This window comes from Azospirillum sp., assembly GCF_050789165.1.
Window position 1 is genome coordinate 26,818 of sequence record NZ_JBOZRT010000099.1, and the last position, 21,295, is coordinate 48,112.

Consider the following 21,295-nt stretch of genomic DNA (forward strand, 5'->3'; position numbering starts at 1 on the left):
CAGGGAGGGGGCAAACGATCTCCCCACCCTGGAACCGCCGCCATGCCAACCCGCCTCGCCCCCCTCGACGACCGCCTCGCGGTGGTGTTCTCCCGGCCGCTGCTGCTGGTCGTCGGGGCGCCGCACAGCGGGCACGAGGCGGTGCGCGCTTTGCTCGACGCCCACCCGCAGCTGCGCCTCGCCCCGGACGGCCACTTCACCGACCGCTTCGCGGTGCCGCTGAAGGACGTGGTCGGCGACTACAACGACGGGCTGGAGGGTGGTGCCGCGGCCTTCACCCAGGGCGACTTCCTGCACCTCGTGCGCACCGCGGTGGCGCTGTCGCTGGCCAAGCTGGAGCCGGGCGACGGCGTGCGGATGATCGGCTGCGCCGCCGCCGTGCACGCCCACAACCTCGACTTCTGGGAGCTGATGTTCCCCGGCCTGACGATCCTGCACGTGGTGCGCGACGGCCGCGCGGCGGTCGCCGCCGCCCTGGACGAGGCGGCCGCCGAGCCGGGCGGCGACGCGTGGTACGCCGCGGCGGACGCGGCATCCTACGCCTGGACCGACGCCACCCGCACCGCCTGCGGCTTCGGCGCCAGCCGGCCGGAGCGCTGCTACGAGCTGCGCTGGGAAGACCTCATGGCGGACCCGGACACCCACCTCGGCGCCGCCCTGCGCTTCCTGGAGCTGGACGCCGGCGCCGAGGCGCTCGCCGCCTGCCGGGCGCGGCTGCCGGAACCGGCGGAACCGCGCACGACGCTGGACGGTCGGGCGATGCAGCGGCTGCTCCAGCACCAGGGGCCGCTGCTGCGCCAGTTCGGCTACGCAAGCTGAGGCTGCACAGGACGCCCGGATGTGATACCAAAGGCGGATGAGGATCACCGCCATCACGCTGGCGTGCCTCGCGCTCGTGGGGTGTTCGGGCGAACCGTCCGAGTCCGACATGCGCAAGGCCGTCGAAGCCACCACCCGCCGCACGCTGGAGGCGCAGGGCCGCCCCGGCTTCCGGCAGTTCGACTCCTTCCGCAAGCAGGGCTGCGTCGAGACCAAGGGCAGGCCCGGCCTGCACGACTGCTACTACGCCGCCACCTTCGCGCCGCAACCGGGCGACAAGCCCCTCACCGTCAACGGCAAGGGGCGCTTCCAGACGACCGACAAGGGCGTGGTGTTCGAGGACCTGGGCGCGCAGCCGCGCTGAGCGCTCAATCCCGAAAGTTCACGTACTGCAACGGCTGCTCCAGCTTCATGCCGCGCACGTAGGCGATCGCCTCCTGGAGGTCGTCGCGCTTCTTGCCGGTGACGCGCAGCTCGTCGCCCTGGATCGCCACCTGGACCTTCATCTTGCTGTCCTTGATCGCCTTGACGATCTTCTTGGCGAGGTCCTGGGCGATGCCCTGGCGGATCTTCACCACGTGGCGGACGGTGTCGCCGGCGGCGCGCTCGACCTTGGCGGAGAAGTCCAGGAAGTTGGCGTCCACCTTGCGCCGCGTCATGTGGACGCGCAGCAGCTCGTGCACCGTGTCCAGCTTCGGCTGGTCGTCGGCCAGCACGGTGATGTCGTTCTCCGCCCGCTCCAGCGAGCATTTGGAGCCCTTGAAGTCGTAGCGCTGCTCGATGTCCCGCCGGACGCCGGCAAGGGCGTTGTCCACCTCGGCCATCTCGGTCTTGGACACGATGTCGAACGACGGCATGGTTGTTCCTCCGCTGATCCCGCGATGCGGCCGCGACCCTAACGGGGCGGCGCCCGCGCGTCCAGAGGGCTCACGCGCGCCGCCACACCTGCGGCAGGCCGGCGCTGAACAGCACGCCCTCGGCGGCGCGCTTCAGGTCCTCGCGCGCGTTCCAGTACCATTGCCGGCCCCATTGCCGCGGGTGGGTCAGCACCAGTATCGGCCCCAGCCCGGCGCGGAGCGCCGCCGCCGGGTCCTTGCCCTGACGCCAGTCCAGCGGGTAGGTCATGTCGATGGTGCGGAAGGCCAGCCCGTCCTCGACCTCCGGATCGTAGGCCTCCAGGTCGATGCCGGCGCGCTCGCGCACGTGCCGGTCGGCGAGGAGCAACGTGTTGCTCACCCCCAGCGCCCGGTTGGCGAAGTCGCCGTGGCTGGCGGCGATGCGCAGCGGCAGCCCGGTGCGGGCGCGCAGCCGGGCGAGGTTTTGGGCGAAGCGCTCGCGCGCCTCCTCCAGGATCTCGGGCACGCGGTCCTTGCCGTTGGCGCCGCGCTCCTTGGCGACGGTCGCCAGCTCCTCGTAGTGGTAGCCGACCTCGTGCCCGGCGTCGGCAAGTTCCTGCATCACCCGCACGTCGGCGGTCTGCAGGCGGAAGAAGTAGGAGCCGCGGCCGCCGACCCGCGCCTCCTCCTCGGCGAACATGCGGGCGACGCGGGGGGCGGTGTCGATGTCGTGGCGCATGATCAGGATGCGGCGCCCGTCCCCCTCCGGCTCGCCGCTGCGGCGCAGGGCGGCGTAGGCCCCCACCGTCAGCAGGCGGTAGCCGTGGCGCACGGCGAGGTCCAGCAAGGCACGGTAGTCGTCGCGGCGGTCGGTGCGCAGGTAGTCGTTGTGCAGCCGGTTCCAGATGTGCCTCGCCATGCGTCCCCTCCAGCTCCCAGGGACATAGTACCGGCAGGACGGGGAGGAGCCGACGCCGCGGAAGCAGAGGGCGCCGACGCGATCGGCGCTATCCGTTCGGAAACCTTAGGTTGCTATGCGTTCCACAGCGGAACTCCCTCCCCCGCCGTCGGGCGGGGAAGGGACAGGGAGGGGCGCGAAAGCCGCCGGACTACGTCCGCTGCCCCGGATGCTGGAACTCCACCCCGCCGCTGTCCTGCGGCTTGTCGGGCATCTTCGGCTGCGGCAGCGCGTAGAAGCGCGGCTCGCGGTCGTCCCAGCTCTGCTCGAAGGGCAGCTTCATCACCGACTGGGTGCCGTTGCGCTCGGCTTCGCGCATGGCCTGCTGCAGCTGCTCGGCCATCTTCTGATTCCAGGGCAGCTTGTACAGGTCGGGCGCCTGCCGCCACAGCAGCGTGACGTAGATTGCGTCGTTCTCCTTGAAGGTGGCGCTCAGCACGGTCGCCTCCTTTACCTTGCCGTTGAGCCATTCCATGGTCACCGGCTTGGCGCGTCCGAGCAGGCTGGCCGGGGCCGCGTAGGCCGCCGGAAGCATCAGCGCGAACAGCGCCAGGATGAAGGTGCGGCCACGCCCGTTGCGGGCCCAGCGCAGTGCGACCAGCACCAGCATCAGCGCCAGCGCGGCGAACACGACGAACAGCAGCGTGAGGCTTTCCATGGGAGTCACTTCCTCGCTGAGCGCAGCGGTTTGTAGACGGCGTTCATACTCCCTGGAACCAAGTCGCCTTTATCGTTGAGCGTGAAGCGGAAGGCGGTGACCTCCTGCCCCTCGCGGTCGAGGCGGACGCGCGTCGCGGCCAGCGTGGCGGCCCCCGCCTCGGTCTCCTTCTTGATGCGCGCCACCACCCGCACCCAGATCGGGTAGATGTTCTCCAGGTTGCGGAACAGATGGATGTTGACGGTGTACTCTCCAGGCGGAACGCCGCGGCTGTACGACGTCTCGAAGTTCACCTCGGTCGGATCGGCGTAGCTGCCGAGGTCGTCGCGCAGCAGGTTGAAGATCAGGCCCGACTTGTTGGAATAGCCGACTGGTACATCGCCGGGCGCCTGCACCCACAGGTCGACGTCGGTGCGCAGCTTGTCGTCCCAGCGGGCCTCGACGATGACGTTGCCGGGCGGCTCCTCGCTGGAGACGCCGGTGCCCTCCTTGCCCTTCGGGTTGATGTGCGGCAGCAGCAGCAGCACCATGCAGATGAACCCGGCGAGCGCCAGCGTGATCATGTCGCGGAAGACGGTGCCGGTTCCCCCGTCGTCGTCCCCCAGGGGGTCAAACATGGGCGGCCTCGCCCGACGCCAGGGGGCCGCGTCCGATGGTCGCCGCGGCCGGCGTCACCCGGGCCGCACCGTCACCGGGGCCGTCGTGCCCGACGCGGTCGATCAGCGCCGCCGCCAGATTGGCGGTGCCGGTGACCAGGATCTGGAAGTTCGCCCCCAACCACAGGTTCAGCACCGAGCCGACCAGCGTGGTGTAGAGGGCGACGCCCATGCCCTTGATCATGTTGCCGACCATGCCGCCGATGCTGCTGGCGTCGCCGGCGCCGCTGGCGCTGACGCCCTCCAGCGCCATGACGAAGCCGACCACCGTGCCGATCAGGCCCAGCATGACCAGCGCGTTGGAGATCTGGCGGATGAAGGCGATGCGGCCGAACAGCCGCAGTTCCAGCGAGCGGGTGGCGCTGCCGCCCACGCCCGACAGGGCTTGGCGGTAGTGATCCAGCCGGCCGCCCTCGCCGCGCTCGATGCAGTCGAGCTCGGACGTGAGCTTCTCGATGCGCCACGCCGTTGCGGCCATGCCGACCAGGAACAGCGCGAAGATCATGGTGCAGATGTAGCTGGTGTCGGTCTCGATGATGACCGCGATCCAGCCGTTGATCCACGCCAGCACCAGCCCGGCGACGCCGAACAGGTTGATGGCGGCGAAGCGGCTCCACAAAAGCCACTGGTTCATCGGCGTCACCCTCGCCGGAGTGCGGGACGAAGGACCCGTGCCCTTCATCGCCATGAACCCGCGACCTTGTATGAAGGTTCCAGCGCTGAAGCTGGGTAAAGCCAGCGGTGGCGCGGTCTACCCCGGAACTTTCGAGGTGCCGCGCGGTTGCTCCAGGTCCACTGTCCTTATTCGGCACCACGGAGGATTCACATGAAGATCCGTGAGATCATGACCAAACAGGTCGAGACGGTGAGCCCCGACACCCCGCTGAAGGAAGCCGCGCGCATGATGCGCGACGCCGACATCGGCTTCCTGCCGGTGGGCGAGAACGACCGTCTGGTCGGCACCCTGACCGACCGCGACATCGCCGTGCGCGCGGTGGCCGACGGCAAGGACCCGAACAGCGCCAGGGTGCGCGACGCCATGAGCCCCGGCACCGCGTTCGTCTTCGAGGACCAGGACTCGTCGGAAGCCGCGACCATCATGTCGGAGAAGCAGATCCGGCGCCTGCCGGTGATGAACCGCGACAAGCGGCTGGTCGGTGTCGTGGCCGTCGGCGACCTCGCCACCCGGACCACCGACGACGACGTGGTCGGCCAGACCGTCGAGGACCTCAGCCAACCGGGCAGGTCGAAGCGCTGACGGATTAGCCCCAGCGTTCCGGCGCGGATCGCCGCGCCGGAACCTTTTTGCGCCCAAATTGTTCTTGTTATGTTCTCAATACCTGGGAAGTGGACCGATGAACAAGCAGGACCCGAAGGCCGGCGAGGCCTTTTCCAACCGCGACAAGGCGCCGGAGGATTGGGTGACCGGCGACGAGCCGATGACCGGCGCCCAGGCCTCCTACCTCAAGACGCTGAGCGAGGAGGCGAAGGAGGACTTCGACCCGAAGCTCTCCAAGGCCGAGGCGTCGAAGCGCATCGACGAACTGCAGGAGAAGACGGGGCGGGGGCAGTAGGCGGCAAAGTCGTTTCGCCGCCCCACCCAATCACCGCTCGCCCGCAAGGCCGGCAACCGCGCTTCGCCTGCGGTCGCCATCGGCACCCGTTGTCCTCGCTATCGGCTCCACACCCCATCGTCGATAGGGGGAGGTCAGGAGCACTCCCAATCGGCCTTCAACGGCCTAGGGAGTAACGGGGTCCGTCAGCCTGGACGGCCCGGCTGCAGCCGGCCGTCCAGGCTTCAATCCAGGTGCTTCACAAGATACGAGGGAGGCCGCGAGGGCGTTCCTACCGCCCCTCGCGCCGCGCGATGAAGGCGAGGCGCTCCAGCAGGTGCACGTCCTGCTCGTTCTTCAGCAGGGCGCCGCACAGCGGCGGGATGAGCTTGCGGGCGTCCTTGGCGCGCAGCGTCTCGGGGTCCACGTCCTCGGCCATGAGGAGCTTGATCCAGTCCAGCAGCTCGGACGTCGACGGCTTCTTCTTCAGGCCCGGCACCTCGCGCAGGCCGTAGAACAGCGCCATCGCCTCGCGCAGCAGGGCCGGCTTCAGGCCGGGGTAGTGCACCTCGACGATCCGCTCCATGGTCTCCTTGTCGGGGAAGCGGATGTAATGGAAGAAGCAGCGGCGCAGGAAGGCGTCCGGCAGCTCCTTCTCGTTGTTCGAGGTGATGAGGATGATCGGGCGCTGCCGGGCCTTGATGGTCTGGCGCGTCTCGTAGACGTGGAACTCCATGCGGTCGAGTTCGAGCAGCAGGTCGTTGGGGAACTCGATGTCGGCCTTGTCGATCTCGTCGATCAGCAGAACCGGCGCCTCCGGCATCTCGAAGGCCTCCCACAGCTTGCCGCGCACGATGTAGTTGGCGATGTCGTGCACCCGCTCCTCGCCGAGCTGGGAATCGCGCAGGCGGCTCACCGCGTCGTACTCGTACAGGCCCTGCTGCGCCTTGGTGGTCGACTTGATGTGCCAGGGGATCAGCGGCTTGTTCAAAGCGCGGGCGATCTCCTGCGCCAGCACAGTCTTGCCGGTGCCGGGCTCGCCCTTGACCAGCAGCGGGCGTTCCAGCGTGATCGCCGCATTGACCGCCACCATCAGGTCCTCGGTGGCGACGTAGGTGTCGGTGCCGGTGAAACGCATCGAATCCGTCCCGTTCTTTCTGCCTAGGCCTGCAACCATCCAGGATTGCGCCTATCCTTTCAAGGGACGAACCGTTCGGAACGTTCCAAGGGGAGGACAGGCATGGGCGAGTTCTGGCCGGAATACCTCGCCGAGCACCGCAACCCGGTCAACCGCGCGCTGCACGTGACCGGCACCGTGCTGGCCACCGGGCTGCTGGTGGGCGGGGTTGTCCTGTGGGACTGGCGCCTGCTGGCGGCCGCGCCGGTGGCGGGCTACGGGTTCGCCTGGGTCGGGCACTTCGTGGTCGAGCGGAACCGGCCGAAGACGTTCGAGGCGCCCTTCAAGTCGCTGGCCGGGGACTTCCGCATGGCCGGGCTGGCGCTGTGCGGAAGGTTGGGACGGGAGATGGAGCGGCATGGAGTCGCCGACTCCGGCCCCCACCCTGACCCTCCCCCGCTGAGCGGGAGAGGGGATAAAAGCTCCTCCCCCCGCCCAGCGGGGGGAGGTTGGGAGGGAGGTTAAGCGGTTACCTTCTCGGCAATCGCCTTCTCGATCGCCTCGACCGCGGCGTTGGCCAGCGAGCCGTCCGGGCCGCCGGCCTGCGCCATGTCGGGACGGCCGCCGCCGCCCTTGCCGCCGCAGGCCTCGGCACCCACACGCACCAGATCGACCGCGCTGATGCGGCCGGTCAGGTCGTCGGTGACGCCCACGACGATGGATGCCTTGCCCTCGTTGGTCGCCACCAGCGCCACCACGCCGGTGCCCAGCTGCTTCTTCAGCTCGTCGGCCATCGGCTTGAGGTCCTTGGCCGGCAGGCCGTCCACCACGCGGGCGGCGAACTTCACGCCGTTGATCTCCTTGGCCGCGGAGCCGCCGTCGGCCTTGGCACCACCGCCCATCGCCACCTGACGGCGCAGCTCGGCCAGCTCGCGCTCCATCTTGCGGCGCTCGTCCACCAGGGCGGCGACGCGGGACGGCACCTCCTCCGGACGGACCTTGAGGGCCGAGGCCGCCTCACCCAGCAGGTGCTCGCGCTCGGCGAGGTACTTGGCGGCGCCCTGCGCGGTCAGCGCCTCGATGCGGCGGACGCCGGCGGCCACCGCGCCCTCGGCGACGATCTTGAAGATGCCGATGTCGCCGGTGCGGCGGACGTGCGTGCCGCCGCACAGCTCGACCGAGTAGTCGCGCTCCAGCTCGCCGTGCGGGCCGCCCATGGAGACGACGCGCACCTCGTCGCCGTACTTCTCGCCGAACAGCGCCATGGCGCCGCTCGCCTTGGCCTCGTCCGGGCTCATCAGGCGGGTGACCACCGCGCTGTTGCCGAGGATGCGGGCGTTGACCTCCGCCTCCACCGCGGCGATGTCCTCAGCGCTGAGGCCGGTCGGCTGCGAGATGTCGAAGCGCAGACGTTCCGGCGCCACCAGCGAGCCCTTCTGCGTCACGTGCTCGCCCAGGCGGTTCTGCAGCGCCTTGTGCAGCAGGTGGGTGGCCGAGTGGTTGGCGCGGATGGCGGCGCGGCGCTCCGTATCGACGCGCAGCTCGACCACGTCGCCGACCTTGAGCGTGCCCTTGGTCACCGTGCCGACGTGCGCCCAGATGGCGCCAAGCTTCTTCAGCGTGTCCTTGACCGCCACCTCGGTGCCCTCGGCGGAGAAGATCACGCCGGTGTCGCCGACTTGGCCGCCCGACTCGGCGTAGAACGGCGTCTGGTTGACGATGACCATGACCTCGTCGCCGACGCCCGCCTGTTCGACGCGGCCGTCGCCCTTGACGATGGCCGTCACCTTGCCCTCGGCGACCTCGGTGTCGTAGCCGAAGAACTCGGTGGCGCCCAGCTCGTCCTTGAGCTCGAACCACAGCTTCTCGGTGGCCGCCTCGCCGGAGCCGGACCAGGACTCGCGGGCCTTGCGGCGCTGCTCGTCCATGGCGGCCTTGAAGCCGGCCTCGTCCACCGGGCGCCCCTTGGCGCGCAGCACGTCCTGCGTCAGGTCCAGCGGAAACCCATAGGTGTCGTACAGCTTGAACGCCACGTCGCCGGGAAGTGCTGCGTTGCCGTCGAGCCGGCCCTCCTCCTCTTCCAGCAGCTTCAGGCCGCGCTCGAGGGTCTGCTTGAAGCGGGTCTCCTCAAGCTTGAGGGTCTCGACGATCAGCGCGCGGGCGCGCACCAGCTCCGGATAGGCGTCGCCCATCTGCTGGACCAGCGCCGGGACGAGGCGGTGCATCAGCGGCTCGCGCGCACCCAGCATGTGGGCGTGGCGCATGGCGCGGCGCATGATGCGGCGCAGCACGTAGCCGCGGCCCTCGTTCGACGGCAGCACGCCGTCGGCGATCAGGAAGGAGGTGGAGCGCAGGTGGTCGGCGATCACCCGGTGCGACACCGCCTGCGCGCCGTCCGGCGAGGTCTTGGTCGCCTCGGCCGAGGCGACGATCAGCGCCCGCATCAGGTCGATGTCGTAGTTGTCGTGCTTGCCCTGGAGGACGGCCGCGAGACGCTCCAGGCCCATGCCGGTGTCGATCGAGGGCCGGGGCAGCGGGACGAGGTTGTCCGGCCCCAGCTGCTCGTACTGCATGAACACGAGGTTCCAGATCTCGATGAAGCGGTCGCCGTCCTGGTCCTCGGAGCCCGGCGGGCCGCCCTGCACCTGCGGGCCGTGGTCGAAGAAGATCTCCGAGCACGGGCCGCACGGACCGGTGTCGCCCATGCGCCAGAAATTGTCGTCGGTCGGGATGCGGATGATCTTCTCGTCCGGCAGGCCGGCGATCTTGCGCCACAGCGTGGCGGCGTCCTCGTCCGAGGTGTGGACCGTCACCATCAGCTTGTCGGCGGGCAGGCCGAACTCCTTGGTGATCAGCCCCCAGGCCATCTCGATGGCGCCTTCCTTGAAGTAGTCGCCGAACGAGAAGTTGCCGAGCATCTCGAAGAAGGTGTGGTGGCGCGCCGTGTAGCCGACGTTGTCCAGGTCGTTGTGCTTGCCGCCGGCGCGCACGCACTTCTGCGAGGTGGCGGCGCGCTTGTACGGACGGGACTCGGCACCCGTGAACACGTTCTTGAACTGCACCATGCCGGCGTTGGTGAACATCAACGTCGGGTCGTTGCGCGGCACCAGCGGCGACGAGTCCACCTTCTGGTGGCCGTGCTTGGCGAAGTAGTCCAGGAACGTGGTGCGGATGTCGTTGGCGGTCTGCATGGGATCGTCAGGCTCCGGTGCGCGGATCGGGCCGAAATTAGGCCGAACGGGTGCTTTTAACGTGACTTGGGGTGGCTGTCCACACAAGGCCAGCGGCGGATGGGACGCCGTGAAACGCCATGAAACGGCCGGAGGGGGTTGGTTGCATGCGCCCTGAGATCCTTGAAGCAACCCTCACCCTCCCACGCTTCGCGTGGGCCCCTCCCTCTCCCGGGGCGGGAGAGGGAATAAAAAAGGCGCCGCCTTTGGGGCAGCGCCTTCTTGTCCCGGGATCCAAGGGCCTCGCGGCCCTTGGTGGGGAGCGCGAGGGGCAAGGCTCCTCGCCCATCACTCCGGCGTCGCGGCGTCGCCGTCGGTCTCCGGCGTCCCCATCATGGCGTCGGCGACAAGGCCGGCGTTGCCGCGGATCTTGTCCTCGATGGACTTCGCCGTGTCGGGGTTGTTACGGAGATAGGTCTTGGCGTTCTCGCGGCCCTGGCCGATGCGGGTGCCGTCGTAGCTGAACCACGCGCCCGACTTCTCGACCACGCCGGCCTGGATGCCGAGGTCGAGCAACTCGCCCACCTTCGACACGCCCTCGCCGTACATGATGTCGAACTCGACCACGCGGAACGGCGGGGCCATTTTGTTCTTCACCACCTTGACGCGGGTCTGGTTGCCGACCACCGTCTCGCGGTCCTTGATCGCGCCGATGCGGCGGATGTCCAGGCGGACCGAGGCGTAGAACTTCAGCGCGTTGCCGCCCGTCGTGGTCTCCGGGTTGCCGAACATCACGCCGATCTTCAGGCGGATCTGGTTGATGAAGATCACCAGACAGCGCGACTTGCTGATCGAGCCGGTCAGCTTGCGCAGCGCCTGGCTCATCAGGCGGGCGTGCAGGCCGACGTGGCTGTCACCCATCTCGCCCTCCAGCTCGGCGCGCGGCACCAGGGCCGCCACCGAATCGACCACCAGCACGTCGATAGCGCCGGAGCGCACCAGCGTGTCGGCGATCTCCAGCGCCTGCTCGCCGGCGTCGGGCTGCGAGATCAGCAGCTCATCGACGTTCACGCCCAGCTTGCGCGCGTAGGTCGGGTCGAGCGCGTGCTCCGCGTCCACGAAGGCGCAGGTGCCGCCGTTCTTCTGGGCCTGGGCGATGGCGTGCAACGCCAGCGTGGTCTTGCCCGAGCTTTCCGGGCCGTAGATCTCGATGATGCGGCCGCGCGGCAGGCCGCCGATGCCGAGAGCGATGTCGAGGCCGAGCGAGCCGGTGGAGATCACCTCCGTCTCGACCATCGCCTCACGCGCCCCGAGCTTCATGATCGAGCCCTTGCCGAAGGCGCGCTCGATCTGGCTCAGCGCGGCGTCCAGGGCCTTCTGCTTGTCCATGGAGTCCTTTTCCACCAATCGGAGCTGTGCGGACGACGACATTGCCCGTTTCCCTTCCTCAGTTCAACACGGTCATCTGGCTGGGGTGCAGGGGCTAATGTACTCTCTTTGTTCCCATTCGCAAGGGCGTTTTCACGGAACGTTCTCGTTTTCCGAGGGGAGATTGTTCGTGTGAGAATGTCAATGTGGCGTGGGGTCGCGCCAGGATCCTTGCCTGCACCCTCACCCGGCGCCTGCGGCGCCACCCTCTCCCGGGGCGGGAGAGGGTTTCTACCCCTTGATCACCTCTTTGACCTTGGACGCCAGCTGCTTCAGTGAGAACGGCTTGGGCAGGAAGTGCGCGGCGTTGTCGCCGCCGTCCAGTTCGTCCTTGAAGCGGTCCTCGGCGTAGCCGGAGATGAAGATCACCTTCATGTCCGGGCGCATCTTGCGCACGTTGCGGGCCAGCGTCGGACCGTCCATCTGCGGCATCACCACGTCGGTGATCAGCAGGTCCACCTTCGCCCCCTCCGTGGTCAGGAGCTGCATGGCGGCCTCGCCGTTCTTGGCCTCGACGACCTGATAGCCCTTGTTGCGCAGCGCGCGGGCGGAGAACACGCGCACCGCGTCCTCGTCCTCGACCAGCAGGATGGTGCCGGAGCCGGTGAGGTCGCTGCCGCGGCGCTCGCGCGGCTCGGCCTCGACGGGCTTCGACTCGCCCTGGTGGCGCGGCAGCAGGATGGAGAACTTGGCCCCCTCGCCCGGCGCCGAATCGACGAAGATGAAGCCGCCGGTCTGCCGCACGATGCCGTACACCGTGGACAGCCCCAGGCCAGTGCCGGAGCCGACCTCCTTGGTGGAGAAGAACGGCTCGAAGATGCGCTGCAGGTTCTCCTTGGGGATGCCGTGGCCGGTGTCGATGACGTCGATGGAGACGTACTCGCCGGCCGGGATGATCTCGTGCTCGCGGCGTTCCGGCGTGGTGACGGTGTAGTTGGAGGTGGCGACGGTCAGCTTGCCGCCGCCGGGCATGGCGTCGCGGGCGTTGACCACGAGGTTGATGATCACCTGCTCCAGCTGGTTCTGATCCACCTTGATGAGGCCGAGGTCGCGGCCGTGCAGCATGCGCAGCTCGATGTTCTCGCCGATCAGGCGGCGCAGCAGGTTCGACAGCTCGGCCAGCACGTCGGTGACGTTGAGGATGCGCGGCTGCAGGGTCTGCTGGCGCGAGAAGGCGAGGAGCTGGCGGACAAGGTTGGCGGCGCGGTTGGCGTTCTGCTTGATCTGCATGATGTCGCTGAACGACTGGTCGCCGGGCTTGTGGCGCAGCAGCAGCAGGTCGCAGAAGCCGATCATCGCGGTCAGCAGGTTGTTGAAGTCGTGCGCCACGCCGCCCGCCAGCTGGCCGACCGCCTGCATCTTCTGGCTCTGGGCGAACTGCGCCTCCAGGTTCTTGCGCTCCGTCATGTCGATGAAGTGCAGGATCAGGCCGGCGCCGCCCTCGCTGCCCACCCCGCCGAGGCGCCGCGCGTAGAGCTGCACCACGAGGTCGCGGCCGGCCGTCATGCGCACCTCCAGCGGTGCGTCCGGGTCGTGGCCGCGGACCACGCTGGTCAGCCGCTCGGCCACCATGTCGCGCTCCTTCGGCTCGATCAGGTCGGCGAAGGGACGGCCGATCACCTGCGGCCCCTCGGCGCCGATCAGCGCCAGGAAGGCGTGGTTGCACTCCGACAGGACGCCCGCCTCGTTGAGCAGCGCGATGCCCACCGGCGCGTCCTCGAAGAAGCGCTGGAAGCGCTGCTCGGACAGGCGCAGGGCCTCCTGCCACTCGCGCTCCGGCGTCAGGTCGCGGATCACGGAGCGGGTGTGCACCGTCCTGCCGTCGTCCGACACCACCACCGTCTGCGCCGCCGATGCCTGGAAGCGCCGGCCCTGCAGGCCGCGCATGGTCAGCTCGCCGCGCTGCTCGAGGCCGCCGCCGTCGAACAGGTCGTAGGGCTTGGCGTTGCGCGGCGGGCTGGCCAGCACGTCGTGCAGGGTGCGGCCGGCGTCCACCAGATCGCGCGGGGTGCAGCCCAGCCACTTGGCCAGCGTGGCGTTGACGAACAGGAAGATGCCGTCCTGGTCCACCGAGAAGAAGCCGACCGGCGCGTGGTCCATGAAATCCACGAGCTTGGCCTGCTCGCGCAGCATGACGTGCTCGAGCTCCCGGCGCGCGGTGATGTCCTCGACGCGCCAGTGCACGGCGCCGGGAAAGTCGGAGATCGGCTGCGCCTGGACGCGGCGCCATTCCGGGCTGCGCCCCTCGCGCAGCACGGTCAGCTCGGCCGCCGCGGGGACGCCGGCGCGGGCGCGCTCGCGCACGCGGGTGAACTCGGACAGGCTGTCGGGGTCGGAGCCGAGCTGGCGTTCCAGCGCCTGCAGGGGCGCCTCGCCGGGGGCGGCGTCGACCAGGGTGCGGAAGGCGCTGTTGACGAACACGGTGCCGCCGGCGGCGTCGGTCACCAGCTGGCCGCTGCCCAGCCCCTCCAGCGCGCCGGTCAGCAGCGCCTCGTCGTGCGCGACGCGGCGGCGCAGGCGGGCGACGCGCACGCCCAGCGCCACGATGCCGGCCGTCGCCAGCGCGGTGCCGGCCCAGGCCAGCGCCTCCTGGTCGAGCGCCAGCCCGGCCGCCATCGCCGCCAGACCGCCGATGGCGGCCAGCTGCATGGCGGCGGCCAGGAGCGCCCCCGGCGCGGCCCCGCCCCGGCCGCGCGCCGGACCCGGAGCCCCCTCCACCATGGACGATGCTTCGTTCACCCGAGATTACCCGCAACGGTTCGCCGGCAGCGTCCGTCAGCCCCCGACCGAACGCCCCTTCAACTTGAAAACATAGGTGATGAGTTCCGCCACCGCACGATAATGTTCGCCGGGAATTTCCTCGTCGATCTCGACCGTGGCGTAGAGCGCGCGGGCGAGCGGCGGGTTCTCGACGATGGGAACGTCGGATTCCTTCGCAATCTCACGGATCTTCAGGGCGATGACGTCGACGCCCTTGGCCAGCACGGTGGGCGCCCCCATGCTTTCGGGGTCATACTTCAGAGCCACGGCGTAGTGGGTCGGGTTGGTCACCACCACGTCGGCGTGCGGCACGTTGGCCATCATGCGCTTGCGCGTGCGCTCCATGCGCAGCTGGCGGACCCTGGCCTTGACCATGGGATCGCCTTCCTGCTGCTTGTACTCGTCCTTCACCTCCTGCTTCGTCATCTTCATCTGCTTGTTGTAGGTGTGGCGCTGCCAGAGCAGGTCGCCGCCGGCGATCAGCGTCAGCACCCCCAGCACCCCGACGAACAGGCGGTAGGTCAGCTCCTTCATCTCGGCCAGCAGGGCCATGACGTCGATGCCGGTGAAGTGCTCGACCGAGGTCACCATCGGCAGCAGCGCCAGGTAGGCCACGCCGCCCACCACCGCCATCTTGGCGATGCCCTTCAGCAGCTCGACCAGCTGGTTGATGCTGCCGAACACCCGCTTGAAGCCGGCCAGCGGGCTGATCTTCTCCAGGTTGGGGACGATCTTCTCCCACACCACCATCCAGCCGGTCTGCGCGATCGAGCCGAGCACGCCGGCGATCATCAGCAGCAGCACCGGCAGCCACAGCGCCCAGAAGATGTCTTTCGCCGCGCGCAGCAGAAGCATGCCGGCGTTGCCGCGGTCGATGGTCAGCTCGTGGATGTGCTCGACGTAGAAGGCCAGCCGCCGCTGCAGCCCCGCCGCCGTCCCCGGCATCACCGCGATCAGCAGCACCAGCGCCGCCGCCATCATCAGCCAGTTGTGGATCTCGCGGCTGACCGGGAAGTTGCCCTTGCGGTGCGCGTCCTCGAGCTTCTTGGCTGTCGGCTCTTCTGTTTTGGAGGCGTCATCGGCGTCTTCGGACATGGGCTCCCCTCACGTCCTCAGGCCGGGTTCAGGAATTCGATGAAGGTGGACTCGAAATAGCCCAGCCAGAACATCATCATCGCCGACAGCGTGATGGCGAAGAGGAACAGCCCCAGCGCCACCTGCGTCGACATGAACAGGAAGAACACCTGGATCTGCGGCGCCAGCTTGTTCAGCAGGCCCAGCGCCAGCGCGAACAGGATGCCGATGACGATGAACGGCGCGCACATCTGCAGGCCGATGACGAAGCTCTTCGCCACCAGGCGGCCGATCATGTTGGCCATGTCGTTGATCGGCAGCGCCGCCCCCGGCCGGAACAGCGTGTAGCTGTCCACCACCGCCATGATCATGACGTGGTGCAGGTCGGTCAGGAAGATCAGCAGCAGCCCCAGCCAGCCAAGCAGCGCCGCCGGCAGCGTGCCCTGCGACGCCATCGCCGGGTTGAAGATCTGCGCGTTGGCAAGGCCCGACTGCGTGGCGATGACCGAGCCCGCCACCTCCAGCGCGCTGAACAGCAGCCGCGCCACGGTGCCGAGGAAGATGCCGACGGTGATCTCGCCGAGCATCAGCATGGTCAGCCGCAGGACGTGCGTCGGCTCCGCCGGCAGCTGCGGGCGCAGCACGGGGGAGACGACGAAGGTGACGGCCACCGCCAGCAGCAGGCGCGTGCGCGTCGATACGAACTGGTCGCCGAAGCCCGGCATCGCCATGAACGCCGCGCCGACGCGCATGAAGACGATGATCCACACGTAGAGCTGGTCGCCGACGAGGACCTGGAGCGCGCCCATCAGTGCATGCCGATGGCGACGATCCGGTCGGCGACCTCCGCCTGGAAGAAGTGCACCAGCTCGTTCAGCATGTAGGGCATCAGCAGGATCGACAGGCCGAACACCACCAGCACCTTGGGCACGATGGCCAGCGTCTGCTCGCTGATCTGGGTGACCGCCTGGAACACCGAGATGGCCGTGCCCAACAGCATCTCGATCAGCAGGATCGGCCCCGCCACCATCAGCAGGGTGATGATCGAGGTGCGGCAGATCTCGACGACGTCGGTCTCGTTCATGGGAAGAAGCCCCGGCGCGCCGTCAGATCGGCATGCGCAGGATTTCCTGGTAGGCGCCGATCACCTTGTCGCGGATGTTGGTGGCGGCCTGCAGGGTCATTTCGGCGTTGGTCACCGCCTGCACCACGTCGGCGATGTCGGCCTGCCCGACGGCGGCCTTGGCGGTCAGCGCCTCGCCCTTCTTCAGGGTGTCGATGCCGCCCTTCGCCGCCTCCTGGAGCATGGCGCCGAAGCTCGGCCCCTCCTCGCGCGGGACCATGCCGACGCCGGAGGTCTTCAGCGCGGTGCTGGCGTAGGCGGCGGCGGCGTTGGCGACGTTGGCGACCATGGCGGTGTTCCCCGGAATTCAGACTATCAGGTGCGCAGCAGTTCGACGGTGCGGTTCAGCATCTGGCGCGACGATTCGATGACCGACAGGTTGGCCTCGTAGGAGCGCTGCGCCTCGCGCATGTCCATCGCCTCGACCAGCGTGTTGACGTTCGGCATCAGCACGTAGCCCTCCGAATCCGCGCTGGGATGCGAAGGGTCGTACTTGCGCTGGAAGTCGCTCTTGTCCACGTCGATCTTGTTGACGCGCACGGTGTCCACGCCGGACTGCCGGTCCAGCATGTTCTGGAAGGTGACGACCTTGCGCCGGTACGGCATGTCGCCCGGCGTCTCCGCCGTGGTGTTGGCGTTGGCGAGGTTCTCGGCGATGACCTTCAGGCGCGTGCCCTGCGCCTTCATGCCCGCCGCCGACACCGTCATGGCCTTGTAGAGATCCATCCGACACCTCCGCCCTTAATCCTGCCGCCCTAAATCCCGCAAAACCTTACTGGCCGCCACGACCGATGGCGGTCTTCAGCAGACCGACCTGCTTGCGGTAGAGGTTGGTGATCGTCTGGTAGTCCATGCTGTTCTGGGACAGCTTCATCATCTGCTCTTCGATGACGACGTTGTTGCCGTCCGGCGCGGTCTCGTACGGGTTGCGCACCCGCTGTTCCTTGTTGCTGCCGCCGGCCGGCACCGTGCCAGCCAAGTGGGTCGGGCTGGTCGCCGTCGGGGTCAGGCGGCGGCTGTCGGCCAGCGCGTCGCGGAAGTTGAAGGGCTTGAGGTCGCGGCCCTTGAATTCCGGCGTGTCGGCGTTGGCGATGTTCTGCGCGACGACCTCCTGGCGCTGGGTCAGCCAGTCCATCTTCCGCGACATGAGCTTGAAAAGCCCGAGGTTGCTGAGGTCCATGGCGCCCTGCCCCGTCCACCAGGGATGATCCCGCCCCGCACCGGCGCGGGACGCCCGGCACACCGGGTCAGTCCGATCCTCGCCGTTCTTCGTTAACAAAGCCTGAATATCGTGGATTTTACGCAATTTGCGGGGAGTTTCCGGCCCTGCCCGCACCACTTCCAGAATGGGTAAAACGATCGGGTAGGTGTCCGCCCGCCGACGCCCCATGCTACGGTCCGCTCAGCGGCAAATTCCTGAATTGCTGCAAGACCATAGCCGAACTGAGGACTTTGACGCAAGTACGGGAGAAGTCATCGATGGCCGCTCCGATCGATGTCCGCATAGAGGTGTGTGGTCTCGACATTCCACACGGGCGCGACATATTTCCATGGTCGCTGTATGTGCGCACCGCCCCTGGCAGCCGACACTGACCCCCGCAATGAGCACGGCAATCCAGAACGACACGACGGCCACGCTTGCCGAGGTCGCCACCGAGCGCGCCACCGCCGAGGGCGTCATCGACCTGCTGCCGGAACCGGCGGCGCTGGTCGGCGGCGACGGCCGCATCCTGCACGCCAACAACGCCTTCGCCGCCCACGCCGGGCAGCCGCGCGGCGCGCTGGCCGGCCGGTCGCTGGCCGAGCTGTCCGCCACCCCGGCGGACGAGCTGGCCGCCTATCTGCGGCGGTGCGCCGCCACCCCGCAGCCGATCCCCGGCGCGCTGGCGCTGCGCGGCGCCGGGGCCGCCGAGGCACGCCTCGCCTGCGAAGGCGCCGCGGTGCGCGGGGCGCACGGCCCGTCCGGCACCGTTCTGCTGCGCTGCCGGCCGCACGGGCAGGCGGCGGCAAGCTTCGCCATGCTGACCGAGAAGGTCCACGCGCTGACCCGCGAGGTGCTGCGCCGCAAGGACATGGAGGCCGGGCTGCGCCGCAGCGAGGAGCGCCTGCGCCTCGCCGTCGCGCTGGCGCGGCTGGGCACCTGGGACCTCGACCTCGCCGACGACACCATGATCGTGTCGGAGCGCTGCCGGGTGCTGCGCGGCCTGCCGCAGAACGTCCCGGTCGGGTCGCCCATGGACCGCGCCGTGTTCGAGGCGACCATCCACCCCGCCGACCGCCACATCCGCGCCGAGGCGATCGCCGGCATCCTGGCCGGCGAGGCCGCCGACTACACGGTGGAGTACCGGGTGCTGCACCCGACCGACCCGATGGAGCACTGGGTGGCGGAGAGCGGCCGGGCGGCGTTCGAGGACGACATGCCGGTGCGGCTGTTCGGCACAACGCTGGACATCACCGAGGAGCGCCGCGCCGCGGAGCACCAGCGGCTGCTGATCAACGAACTGAACCACCGGGTGAAGAACACGCTGGCGACGGTGCAGTCGATCGCCATGCAGACGCTGCGGCACACCCCGGCGCCGGAGGCGTTCCGCGTCGCTTTCACCAGCCGTCTGGCGGCGCTGTCGCAGGCGCACAACCTGCTGACCGAAACGCAATGGCTGGGCGCCGAGCTGCGCACGCTGATCGAGCTGGAGACCGCGCCGTACGAAACGACCCCCCAGGAGACCGGCGGACAGCGCCGCGTGCGGCTGTCGGGCCCGCCGCTGCGCATTGGCCCGAAGGCGGCGGTGGCCTTCGGCCTCGCCTTCCACGAGCTGGCCACCAACGCCGCCAAGTACGGCGCGCTGTCGGTCCCGCAGGGCTGGATCGAGGTGACATGGTCGCTGGCCGACGCCGGCGGCGGCGAGCGCCGGCTGGAGGTGCGGTGGTGCGAGCACGACGGCCCGCCGGTGGCGCCGCCGACGCGCCGCGGCTTCGGCTCGCGCGTCATCGAGCAGGGCCTGGCCTACGACCTGAATGGCAGCATCCAACTGGCCTTCGAGCCGGATGGCGTGCGTTGCGCCATCAGCGTGCCGTACGGGGCCCTGGAGAGGGACGGCCAGGAGTGAGCGCCACGACTGAGACCGGGCCGGCCCGTCCGCTGGCCGGGCGCCGGATCCTCGTGGTCGAGGACGAGGCGCTGGTCGCCATGATGATCGCCGACACGCTGACGGACCAGGGCTGCGAGGTGATCGGCCCGGTGGCGACGACGCGCGAGGCGCTGAAGCTGCTGGACGACACCCCGCTGGACGGCGCCACGCTGGACATCAACCTGACGCACGAGGAGGTGCTGCCGGTGGCCGAGGCGCTGGACGCCCGCCGCATCCGCTTCGTGCTGGTCACCGGCTACGCCCAGGACAACCTCCTGCGCCGCTACCGCCGCTGGCCGATGGTGCAGAAGCCGTTCACCGAGTCCTCGCTGGTGCGCGGACTGATGCATGCGCTGACAGGCTGAACGCGGACCTATTGCCGCAGTTGTCCGACCGCAACGCTGTGGTACTGTGCGGGCCGCAACGATCGTCCGACCGGAGCTCATGCGCCTGCCCAAGCCCAGCACCCGCACCACCGACGCCGTCCCGGCCGGGACGTGGCGGCGGCTGGCCGCGGGACTGGCGGTGCTGGCGCTGCTCGCCCAGACCGCGCTGGCCATCCACGCCACGAAGGCGGCGGCGGGCGAGCTGGACGAGATCTGCTCGGTCACGCCGGCCGCGGGCCCGGCGCAGGACGGGGGTGGCAGCGCCGGAGGGCAACCGGCCGCCGAACCCGTGCACTGCCTGGACTGCACCGCCGCGCCCGGCTCGGTCGCGCCACCACCGCCGCCTCTGGCGCTGGCCCCGCCCCCGCCGCCGCCCGCGGCGGACCGGCAGCCGGTGGTGTCCTTCGACGTGGTGCAGCCGCCCTACATGGACGGCCCGCCGGGCCACGCGCCCCCGGCCCGCGCCTGATTCCCGACCGCCGCGGCGCCGGTGCGCCGCCGGCCGCGCCCCTGGTCCGTCCGCTCCTTCCTCCGCGGGACGGCCCCGGGCGCGCCGCGACCGCACCGGCGCCGCTTTCAAGCCCCTCTCCCTTGACGGGAGAGGGGTTGGGGAGAGGGTGGCAAGCGCACCTGCGGGCTTCGCCCGCGCCCCCCTCTCCCCAACCCCTCCCCCGCAAGGGGGGAGGGGCTAACAAACCATTGAGGACATCGCCATGAAGGTTCTGCCCACGCTGGCCGCGCTGTGCGCGCTGGCTCTCTCCGCCCCGGCGGTCGCCGCCGACATCGCCGTCTCGTCGCCGTGGGCCCGCGCCAGCGCGCCGGGCGCGCCGAACGGCGCCTGCTACCTGGAGATCGTCAACACCGGCAAGGAGCCGGACCGCGTGGTCTCGGCCAGCAGCCCGGTCGCCGACAAGGCCGAACTGCACACCCACCTGATGGACAACGGCGTCATGAAGATGCGCCCGGTCGAGGCCTTCGAGGTCGCCCCCGGCGAGCCGCAGGTGCTGCGCCCCGGCGGCAACCACATCATGCTGATGGGCCTGAAGCAGCAGTTGAAGCCCGGCGCCAGCTTCCCGGTGACGCTGACCTTCGCCAAGGCCGGCGCGGTCACCGTCCAGGTGCCGGTGCAGGAGGCCGGCGCCATGGCGGCGCCCGGTGCGCAATCCATGCATCCCGGCGCTCCGGCGCAGCATGGCCAGCCCATGCACCAGGGCGGCGCCCAGCACAAGACCAACTGAAACACGGAAACCCCGGGCGGCGGCGAGCCGTCCGGGGCGAAGTCGAGAAACGCGGGGCGTACCCTGTTGAAAAGCGACGGAACACCGCCATATGCGGGCGGCTCCGTCGCTTCAACCACCTCCGGGCGCCGCCGTCACCCCTGTCCAGAAGGCCAGGGGGCGGGCGCACGTCGTCCGGTCGCCGGACCGGTCAGTGGCCGTGCGCGACCTTGGCGCCTTCCTTCAGCGTGAAGCGGCGCGAGCAATACGGGCAGTCGACGCGGCCTTCCTTGCCGAGCGTCAGGTAGACCAGCGGATGCCCGAGGGCGCCGCCGCCGCCGTCGCAGCCGACCGTTTCCGTCTCGACCTGGATCGTTTCGATGGGCTGCATGGGACCGTTCCCCTTATTGAC

General features: G+C 69.3%; 25 protein-coding genes. 9 read left to right on the forward strand and 16 right to left on the reverse strand.

Translation table 11 applies throughout. The annotated features are described in order from the left end of the window. Positions 1–42: 42 nt before the first annotated feature. Together ACRWK7_RS22215 and ACRWK7_RS22220 are read left to right on the forward strand one after the other, a co-directional pair. The gene (locus ACRWK7_RS22215; protein WP_431858483.1) at positions 43–819 is read left to right on the forward strand and encodes a sulfotransferase; all 777 of its coding nucleotides are present in this window, start codon (positions 43–45) and stop codon (positions 817–819) included. Between the two features lie 37 nt (positions 820–856). Next, positions 857–1,183, forward strand: a complete 327-nt coding sequence (locus tag ACRWK7_RS22220; protein ID WP_431858484.1) for a hypothetical protein — start codon at positions 857–859, stop codon at positions 1,181–1,183. A 4-nt stretch (positions 1,184–1,187) separates the two neighbouring features. Here ACRWK7_RS22220 and ACRWK7_RS22225 read toward each other — a convergent pair whose 3' ends face one another. The 5 genes from ACRWK7_RS22225 to ACRWK7_RS22245 all read right to left on the reverse strand — a co-directional run bounded on the left by ACRWK7_RS22225 (position 1,188) and on the right by ACRWK7_RS22245 (position 4,561). Beyond that, positions 1,188–1,676, reverse strand: a complete 489-nt coding sequence (locus ACRWK7_RS22225; protein WP_431858485.1) for a YajQ family cyclic di-GMP-binding protein — start codon at positions 1,674–1,676, stop codon at positions 1,188–1,190. Between the two features lie 70 nt (positions 1,677–1,746). Then, entirely contained in the window at positions 1,747–2,574 is an 828-nt protein-coding gene (locus tag ACRWK7_RS22230) for a hypothetical protein (RefSeq protein ID WP_431858486.1), read from the reverse strand. A 190-nt stretch (positions 2,575–2,764) separates the two neighbouring features. After that, the gene (locus ACRWK7_RS22235) at positions 2,765–3,271 is read right to left on the reverse strand and encodes a hypothetical protein (RefSeq protein WP_431858487.1); all 507 of its coding nucleotides are present in this window, start codon (positions 3,269–3,271) and stop codon (positions 2,765–2,767) included. Between the two features lie 5 nt (positions 3,272–3,276). After that, positions 3,277–3,888 carry a hypothetical protein gene (locus tag ACRWK7_RS22240; RefSeq protein ID WP_431858488.1) on the reverse strand — a complete coding sequence of 204 codons (612 nt, stop codon included), beginning with the start codon at positions 3,886–3,888 and terminating at the stop codon, positions 3,277–3,279. Further along, positions 3,881–4,561: a MotA/TolQ/ExbB proton channel family protein gene (locus ACRWK7_RS22245; RefSeq protein ID WP_431858489.1), complete on the reverse strand. Its 681-nt coding sequence runs from the start codon at positions 4,559–4,561 to the stop codon at positions 3,881–3,883. Before ACRWK7_RS22245 ends, ACRWK7_RS22240 begins: the two co-directional genes overlap by 8 nt. 192 nt (positions 4,562–4,753) lie before the next feature. Between ACRWK7_RS22245 and ACRWK7_RS22250 the strand changes: the two genes are divergently transcribed. Together ACRWK7_RS22250 and ACRWK7_RS22255 are read left to right on the forward strand one after the other, a co-directional pair. Continuing rightward, positions 4,754–5,185, forward strand: coding sequence for a CBS domain-containing protein (locus ACRWK7_RS22250; protein WP_431858490.1), 432 nt, complete (start codon positions 4,754–4,756; stop codon positions 5,183–5,185). 97 nt (positions 5,186–5,282) lie between these two features. Further along, a complete protein-coding gene (locus ACRWK7_RS22255) occupies positions 5,283–5,501 on the forward strand; it encodes a DUF3072 domain-containing protein (protein WP_431858491.1) in 219 nt (72 codons plus the stop codon). A gap of 271 nt (positions 5,502–5,772) precedes the next feature. Here the strand turns inward: ACRWK7_RS22255 and ACRWK7_RS22260 are convergent, their stop codons facing one another. Then, a complete protein-coding gene (locus ACRWK7_RS22260) occupies positions 5,773–6,618 on the reverse strand; it encodes an AAA family ATPase (protein ID WP_431858492.1) in 846 nt (281 codons plus the stop codon). Between the two features lie 102 nt (positions 6,619–6,720). On the opposite strand from ACRWK7_RS22260, the gene ACRWK7_RS22265 reads away from it, so the two are divergent. Further along, positions 6,721–7,122 carry an Mpo1-like protein gene (locus tag ACRWK7_RS22265; protein ID WP_431858493.1) on the forward strand — a complete coding sequence of 134 codons (402 nt, stop codon included), beginning with the start codon at positions 6,721–6,723 and terminating at the stop codon, positions 7,120–7,122. Here the strand turns inward: ACRWK7_RS22265 and alaS are convergent. The 9 genes from alaS to flgB all read right to left on the reverse strand — a co-directional run bounded on the left by alaS (position 7,119) and on the right by flgB (position 17,332). Beyond that, positions 7,119–9,788 carry an alanine--tRNA ligase gene (alaS, locus tag ACRWK7_RS22270; protein ID WP_431858494.1) on the reverse strand — a complete coding sequence of 890 codons (2,670 nt, stop codon included), beginning with the start codon at positions 9,786–9,788 and terminating at the stop codon, positions 7,119–7,121. The genes ACRWK7_RS22265 and alaS overlap by 4 nt on opposite strands. A 327-nt stretch (positions 9,789–10,115) precedes the next feature. Further along, positions 10,116–11,198, reverse strand: coding sequence for a recombinase RecA (recA, locus tag ACRWK7_RS22275; protein ID WP_431858495.1), 1,083 nt, complete (start codon positions 11,196–11,198; stop codon positions 10,116–10,118). 228 nt (positions 11,199–11,426) lie between these two features. After that, positions 11,427–13,916, reverse strand: coding sequence for an ATP-binding protein (locus ACRWK7_RS22280; RefSeq protein WP_431858517.1), 2,490 nt, complete (start codon positions 13,914–13,916; stop codon positions 11,427–11,429). A 54-nt stretch (positions 13,917–13,970) separates the two neighbouring features. Beyond that, on the reverse strand, positions 13,971–15,050 hold the full coding sequence (flhB, locus tag ACRWK7_RS22285; RefSeq protein WP_431858496.1) for a flagellar biosynthesis protein FlhB: 1,080 nt from the start codon (positions 15,048–15,050) through the stop codon (positions 13,971–13,973). Positions 15,051–15,067: 17 nt separating this feature from the next. Further along, positions 15,068–15,838 carry a flagellar biosynthetic protein FliR gene (fliR, locus tag ACRWK7_RS22290; protein ID WP_431858497.1) on the reverse strand — a complete coding sequence of 257 codons (771 nt, stop codon included), beginning with the start codon at positions 15,836–15,838 and terminating at the stop codon, positions 15,068–15,070. Next, positions 15,838–16,113, reverse strand: coding sequence for a flagellar biosynthetic protein FliQ (locus ACRWK7_RS22295; protein ID WP_431858498.1), 276 nt, complete (start codon positions 16,111–16,113; stop codon positions 15,838–15,840). The genes fliR and ACRWK7_RS22295 overlap by 1 nt, the downstream gene beginning before the upstream one ends. Positions 16,114–16,135: 22 nt before the next feature. Continuing rightward, positions 16,136–16,441: a flagellar hook-basal body complex protein FliE gene (locus ACRWK7_RS22300; protein ID WP_431858499.1), complete on the reverse strand. Its 306-nt coding sequence runs from the start codon at positions 16,439–16,441 to the stop codon at positions 16,136–16,138. Positions 16,442–16,467: 26 nt separating this feature from the next. Beyond that, positions 16,468–16,878 carry a flagellar basal body rod protein FlgC gene (flgC, locus tag ACRWK7_RS22305; RefSeq protein WP_431858500.1) on the reverse strand — a complete coding sequence of 137 codons (411 nt, stop codon included), beginning with the start codon at positions 16,876–16,878 and terminating at the stop codon, positions 16,468–16,470. 46 nt (positions 16,879–16,924) lie between these two features. Further along, entirely contained in the window at positions 16,925–17,332 is a 408-nt protein-coding gene (gene flgB, locus ACRWK7_RS22310; RefSeq protein WP_431858501.1) for a flagellar basal body rod protein FlgB, read from the reverse strand. A gap of 421 nt (positions 17,333–17,753) precedes the next feature. On the opposite strand from flgB, the gene ACRWK7_RS22315 reads away from it, so the two are divergent. From ACRWK7_RS22315 to ACRWK7_RS22330, 4 genes are all read left to right on the forward strand, one after another. Continuing rightward, positions 17,754–19,259, forward strand: coding sequence for a sensor histidine kinase (locus tag ACRWK7_RS22315; RefSeq protein ID WP_431858503.1), 1,506 nt, complete (start codon positions 17,754–17,756; stop codon positions 19,257–19,259). Continuing rightward, positions 19,256–19,645: a response regulator gene (locus ACRWK7_RS22320; RefSeq protein ID WP_431858504.1), complete on the forward strand. Its 390-nt coding sequence runs from the start codon at positions 19,256–19,258 to the stop codon at positions 19,643–19,645. The genes ACRWK7_RS22315 and ACRWK7_RS22320 overlap by 4 nt, the downstream gene beginning before the upstream one ends. Before the next feature lie 79 nt (positions 19,646–19,724). Continuing rightward, the gene (locus tag ACRWK7_RS22325; protein WP_431858505.1) at positions 19,725–20,135 is read left to right on the forward strand and encodes a hypothetical protein; all 411 of its coding nucleotides are present in this window, start codon (positions 19,725–19,727) and stop codon (positions 20,133–20,135) included. Between the two features lie 244 nt (positions 20,136–20,379). Then, positions 20,380–20,904 (forward strand): copper chaperone PCu(A)C, encoded by a 525-nt coding sequence (locus ACRWK7_RS22330; protein ID WP_431858506.1) that lies wholly within the window; start codon positions 20,380–20,382, stop codon positions 20,902–20,904. A gap of 190 nt (positions 20,905–21,094) precedes the next feature. Here the strand turns inward: ACRWK7_RS22330 and ACRWK7_RS22335 are convergent, their stop codons facing one another. Continuing rightward, positions 21,095–21,274 (reverse strand): zinc-finger domain-containing protein, encoded by a 180-nt coding sequence (locus tag ACRWK7_RS22335; RefSeq protein ID WP_431858507.1) that lies wholly within the window; start codon positions 21,272–21,274, stop codon positions 21,095–21,097. Positions 21,275–21,295 lie beyond the last annotated feature (21 nt).

Excerpts from the sequence above, each read along its gene's own strand:
- ACRWK7_RS22215 (WP_431858483.1), top strand. The coding sequence starts at position 43 with ATGCCAACCCGCCTCGCCCCCCTCGACGACCGCCTCGCGGTGGTGTTC.
- ACRWK7_RS22220 (WP_431858484.1), top strand. The coding sequence starts at position 857 with ATGAGGATCACCGCCATCACGCTGGCGTGCCTCGCGCTCGTGGGGTGT.
- ACRWK7_RS22225 (WP_431858485.1), bottom strand. The coding sequence starts at position 1,676 with ATGCCGTCGTTCGACATCGTGTCCAAGACCGAGATGGCCGAGGTGGAC.
- ACRWK7_RS22230 (WP_431858486.1), bottom strand. The coding sequence starts at position 2,574 with ATGGCGAGGCACATCTGGAACCGGCTGCACAACGACTACCTGCGCACC.
- ACRWK7_RS22235 (WP_431858487.1), bottom strand. The coding sequence starts at position 3,271 with ATGGAAAGCCTCACGCTGCTGTTCGTCGTGTTCGCCGCGCTGGCGCTG.
- ACRWK7_RS22240 (WP_431858488.1), bottom strand. The coding sequence starts at position 3,888 with ATGTTTGACCCCCTGGGGGACGACGACGGGGGAACCGGCACCGTCTTC.
- ACRWK7_RS22245 (WP_431858489.1), bottom strand. The coding sequence starts at position 4,561 with ATGAACCAGTGGCTTTTGTGGAGCCGCTTCGCCGCCATCAACCTGTTC.
- ACRWK7_RS22250 (WP_431858490.1), top strand. The coding sequence starts at position 4,754 with ATGAAGATCCGTGAGATCATGACCAAACAGGTCGAGACGGTGAGCCCC.
- ACRWK7_RS22255 (WP_431858491.1), top strand. The coding sequence starts at position 5,283 with ATGAACAAGCAGGACCCGAAGGCCGGCGAGGCCTTTTCCAACCGCGAC.
- ACRWK7_RS22260 (WP_431858492.1), bottom strand. The coding sequence starts at position 6,618 with ATGCGTTTCACCGGCACCGACACCTACGTCGCCACCGAGGACCTGATG.
- ACRWK7_RS22265 (WP_431858493.1), top strand. The coding sequence starts at position 6,721 with ATGGGCGAGTTCTGGCCGGAATACCTCGCCGAGCACCGCAACCCGGTC.
- alaS (WP_431858494.1), bottom strand. The coding sequence starts at position 9,788 with ATGCAGACCGCCAACGACATCCGCACCACGTTCCTGGACTACTTCGCC.
- recA (WP_431858495.1), bottom strand. The coding sequence starts at position 11,198 with ATGTCGTCGTCCGCACAGCTCCGATTGGTGGAAAAGGACTCCATGGAC.
- ACRWK7_RS22280 (WP_431858517.1), bottom strand. The coding sequence starts at position 13,916 with ATGGTGGAGGGGGCTCCGGGTCCGGCGCGCGGCCGGGGCGGGGCCGCG.
- flhB (WP_431858496.1), bottom strand. The coding sequence starts at position 15,050 with ATGTCCGAAGACGCCGATGACGCCTCCAAAACAGAAGAGCCGACAGCC.
- fliR (WP_431858497.1), bottom strand. The coding sequence starts at position 15,838 with ATGGGCGCGCTCCAGGTCCTCGTCGGCGACCAGCTCTACGTGTGGATC.
- ACRWK7_RS22295 (WP_431858498.1), bottom strand. The coding sequence starts at position 16,113 with ATGAACGAGACCGACGTCGTCGAGATCTGCCGCACCTCGATCATCACC.
- ACRWK7_RS22300 (WP_431858499.1), bottom strand. The coding sequence starts at position 16,441 with ATGGTCGCCAACGTCGCCAACGCCGCCGCCGCCTACGCCAGCACCGCG.
- flgC (WP_431858500.1), bottom strand. The coding sequence starts at position 16,878 with ATGGATCTCTACAAGGCCATGACGGTGTCGGCGGCGGGCATGAAGGCG.
- flgB (WP_431858501.1), bottom strand. The coding sequence starts at position 17,332 with ATGGACCTCAGCAACCTCGGGCTTTTCAAGCTCATGTCGCGGAAGATG.
- ACRWK7_RS22315 (WP_431858503.1), top strand. The coding sequence starts at position 17,754 with ATGAGCACGGCAATCCAGAACGACACGACGGCCACGCTTGCCGAGGTC.
- ACRWK7_RS22325 (WP_431858505.1), top strand. The coding sequence starts at position 19,725 with ATGCGCCTGCCCAAGCCCAGCACCCGCACCACCGACGCCGTCCCGGCC.
- ACRWK7_RS22330 (WP_431858506.1), top strand. The coding sequence starts at position 20,380 with ATGAAGGTTCTGCCCACGCTGGCCGCGCTGTGCGCGCTGGCTCTCTCC.
- ACRWK7_RS22335 (WP_431858507.1), bottom strand. The coding sequence starts at position 21,274 with ATGCAGCCCATCGAAACGATCCAGGTCGAGACGGAAACGGTCGGCTGC.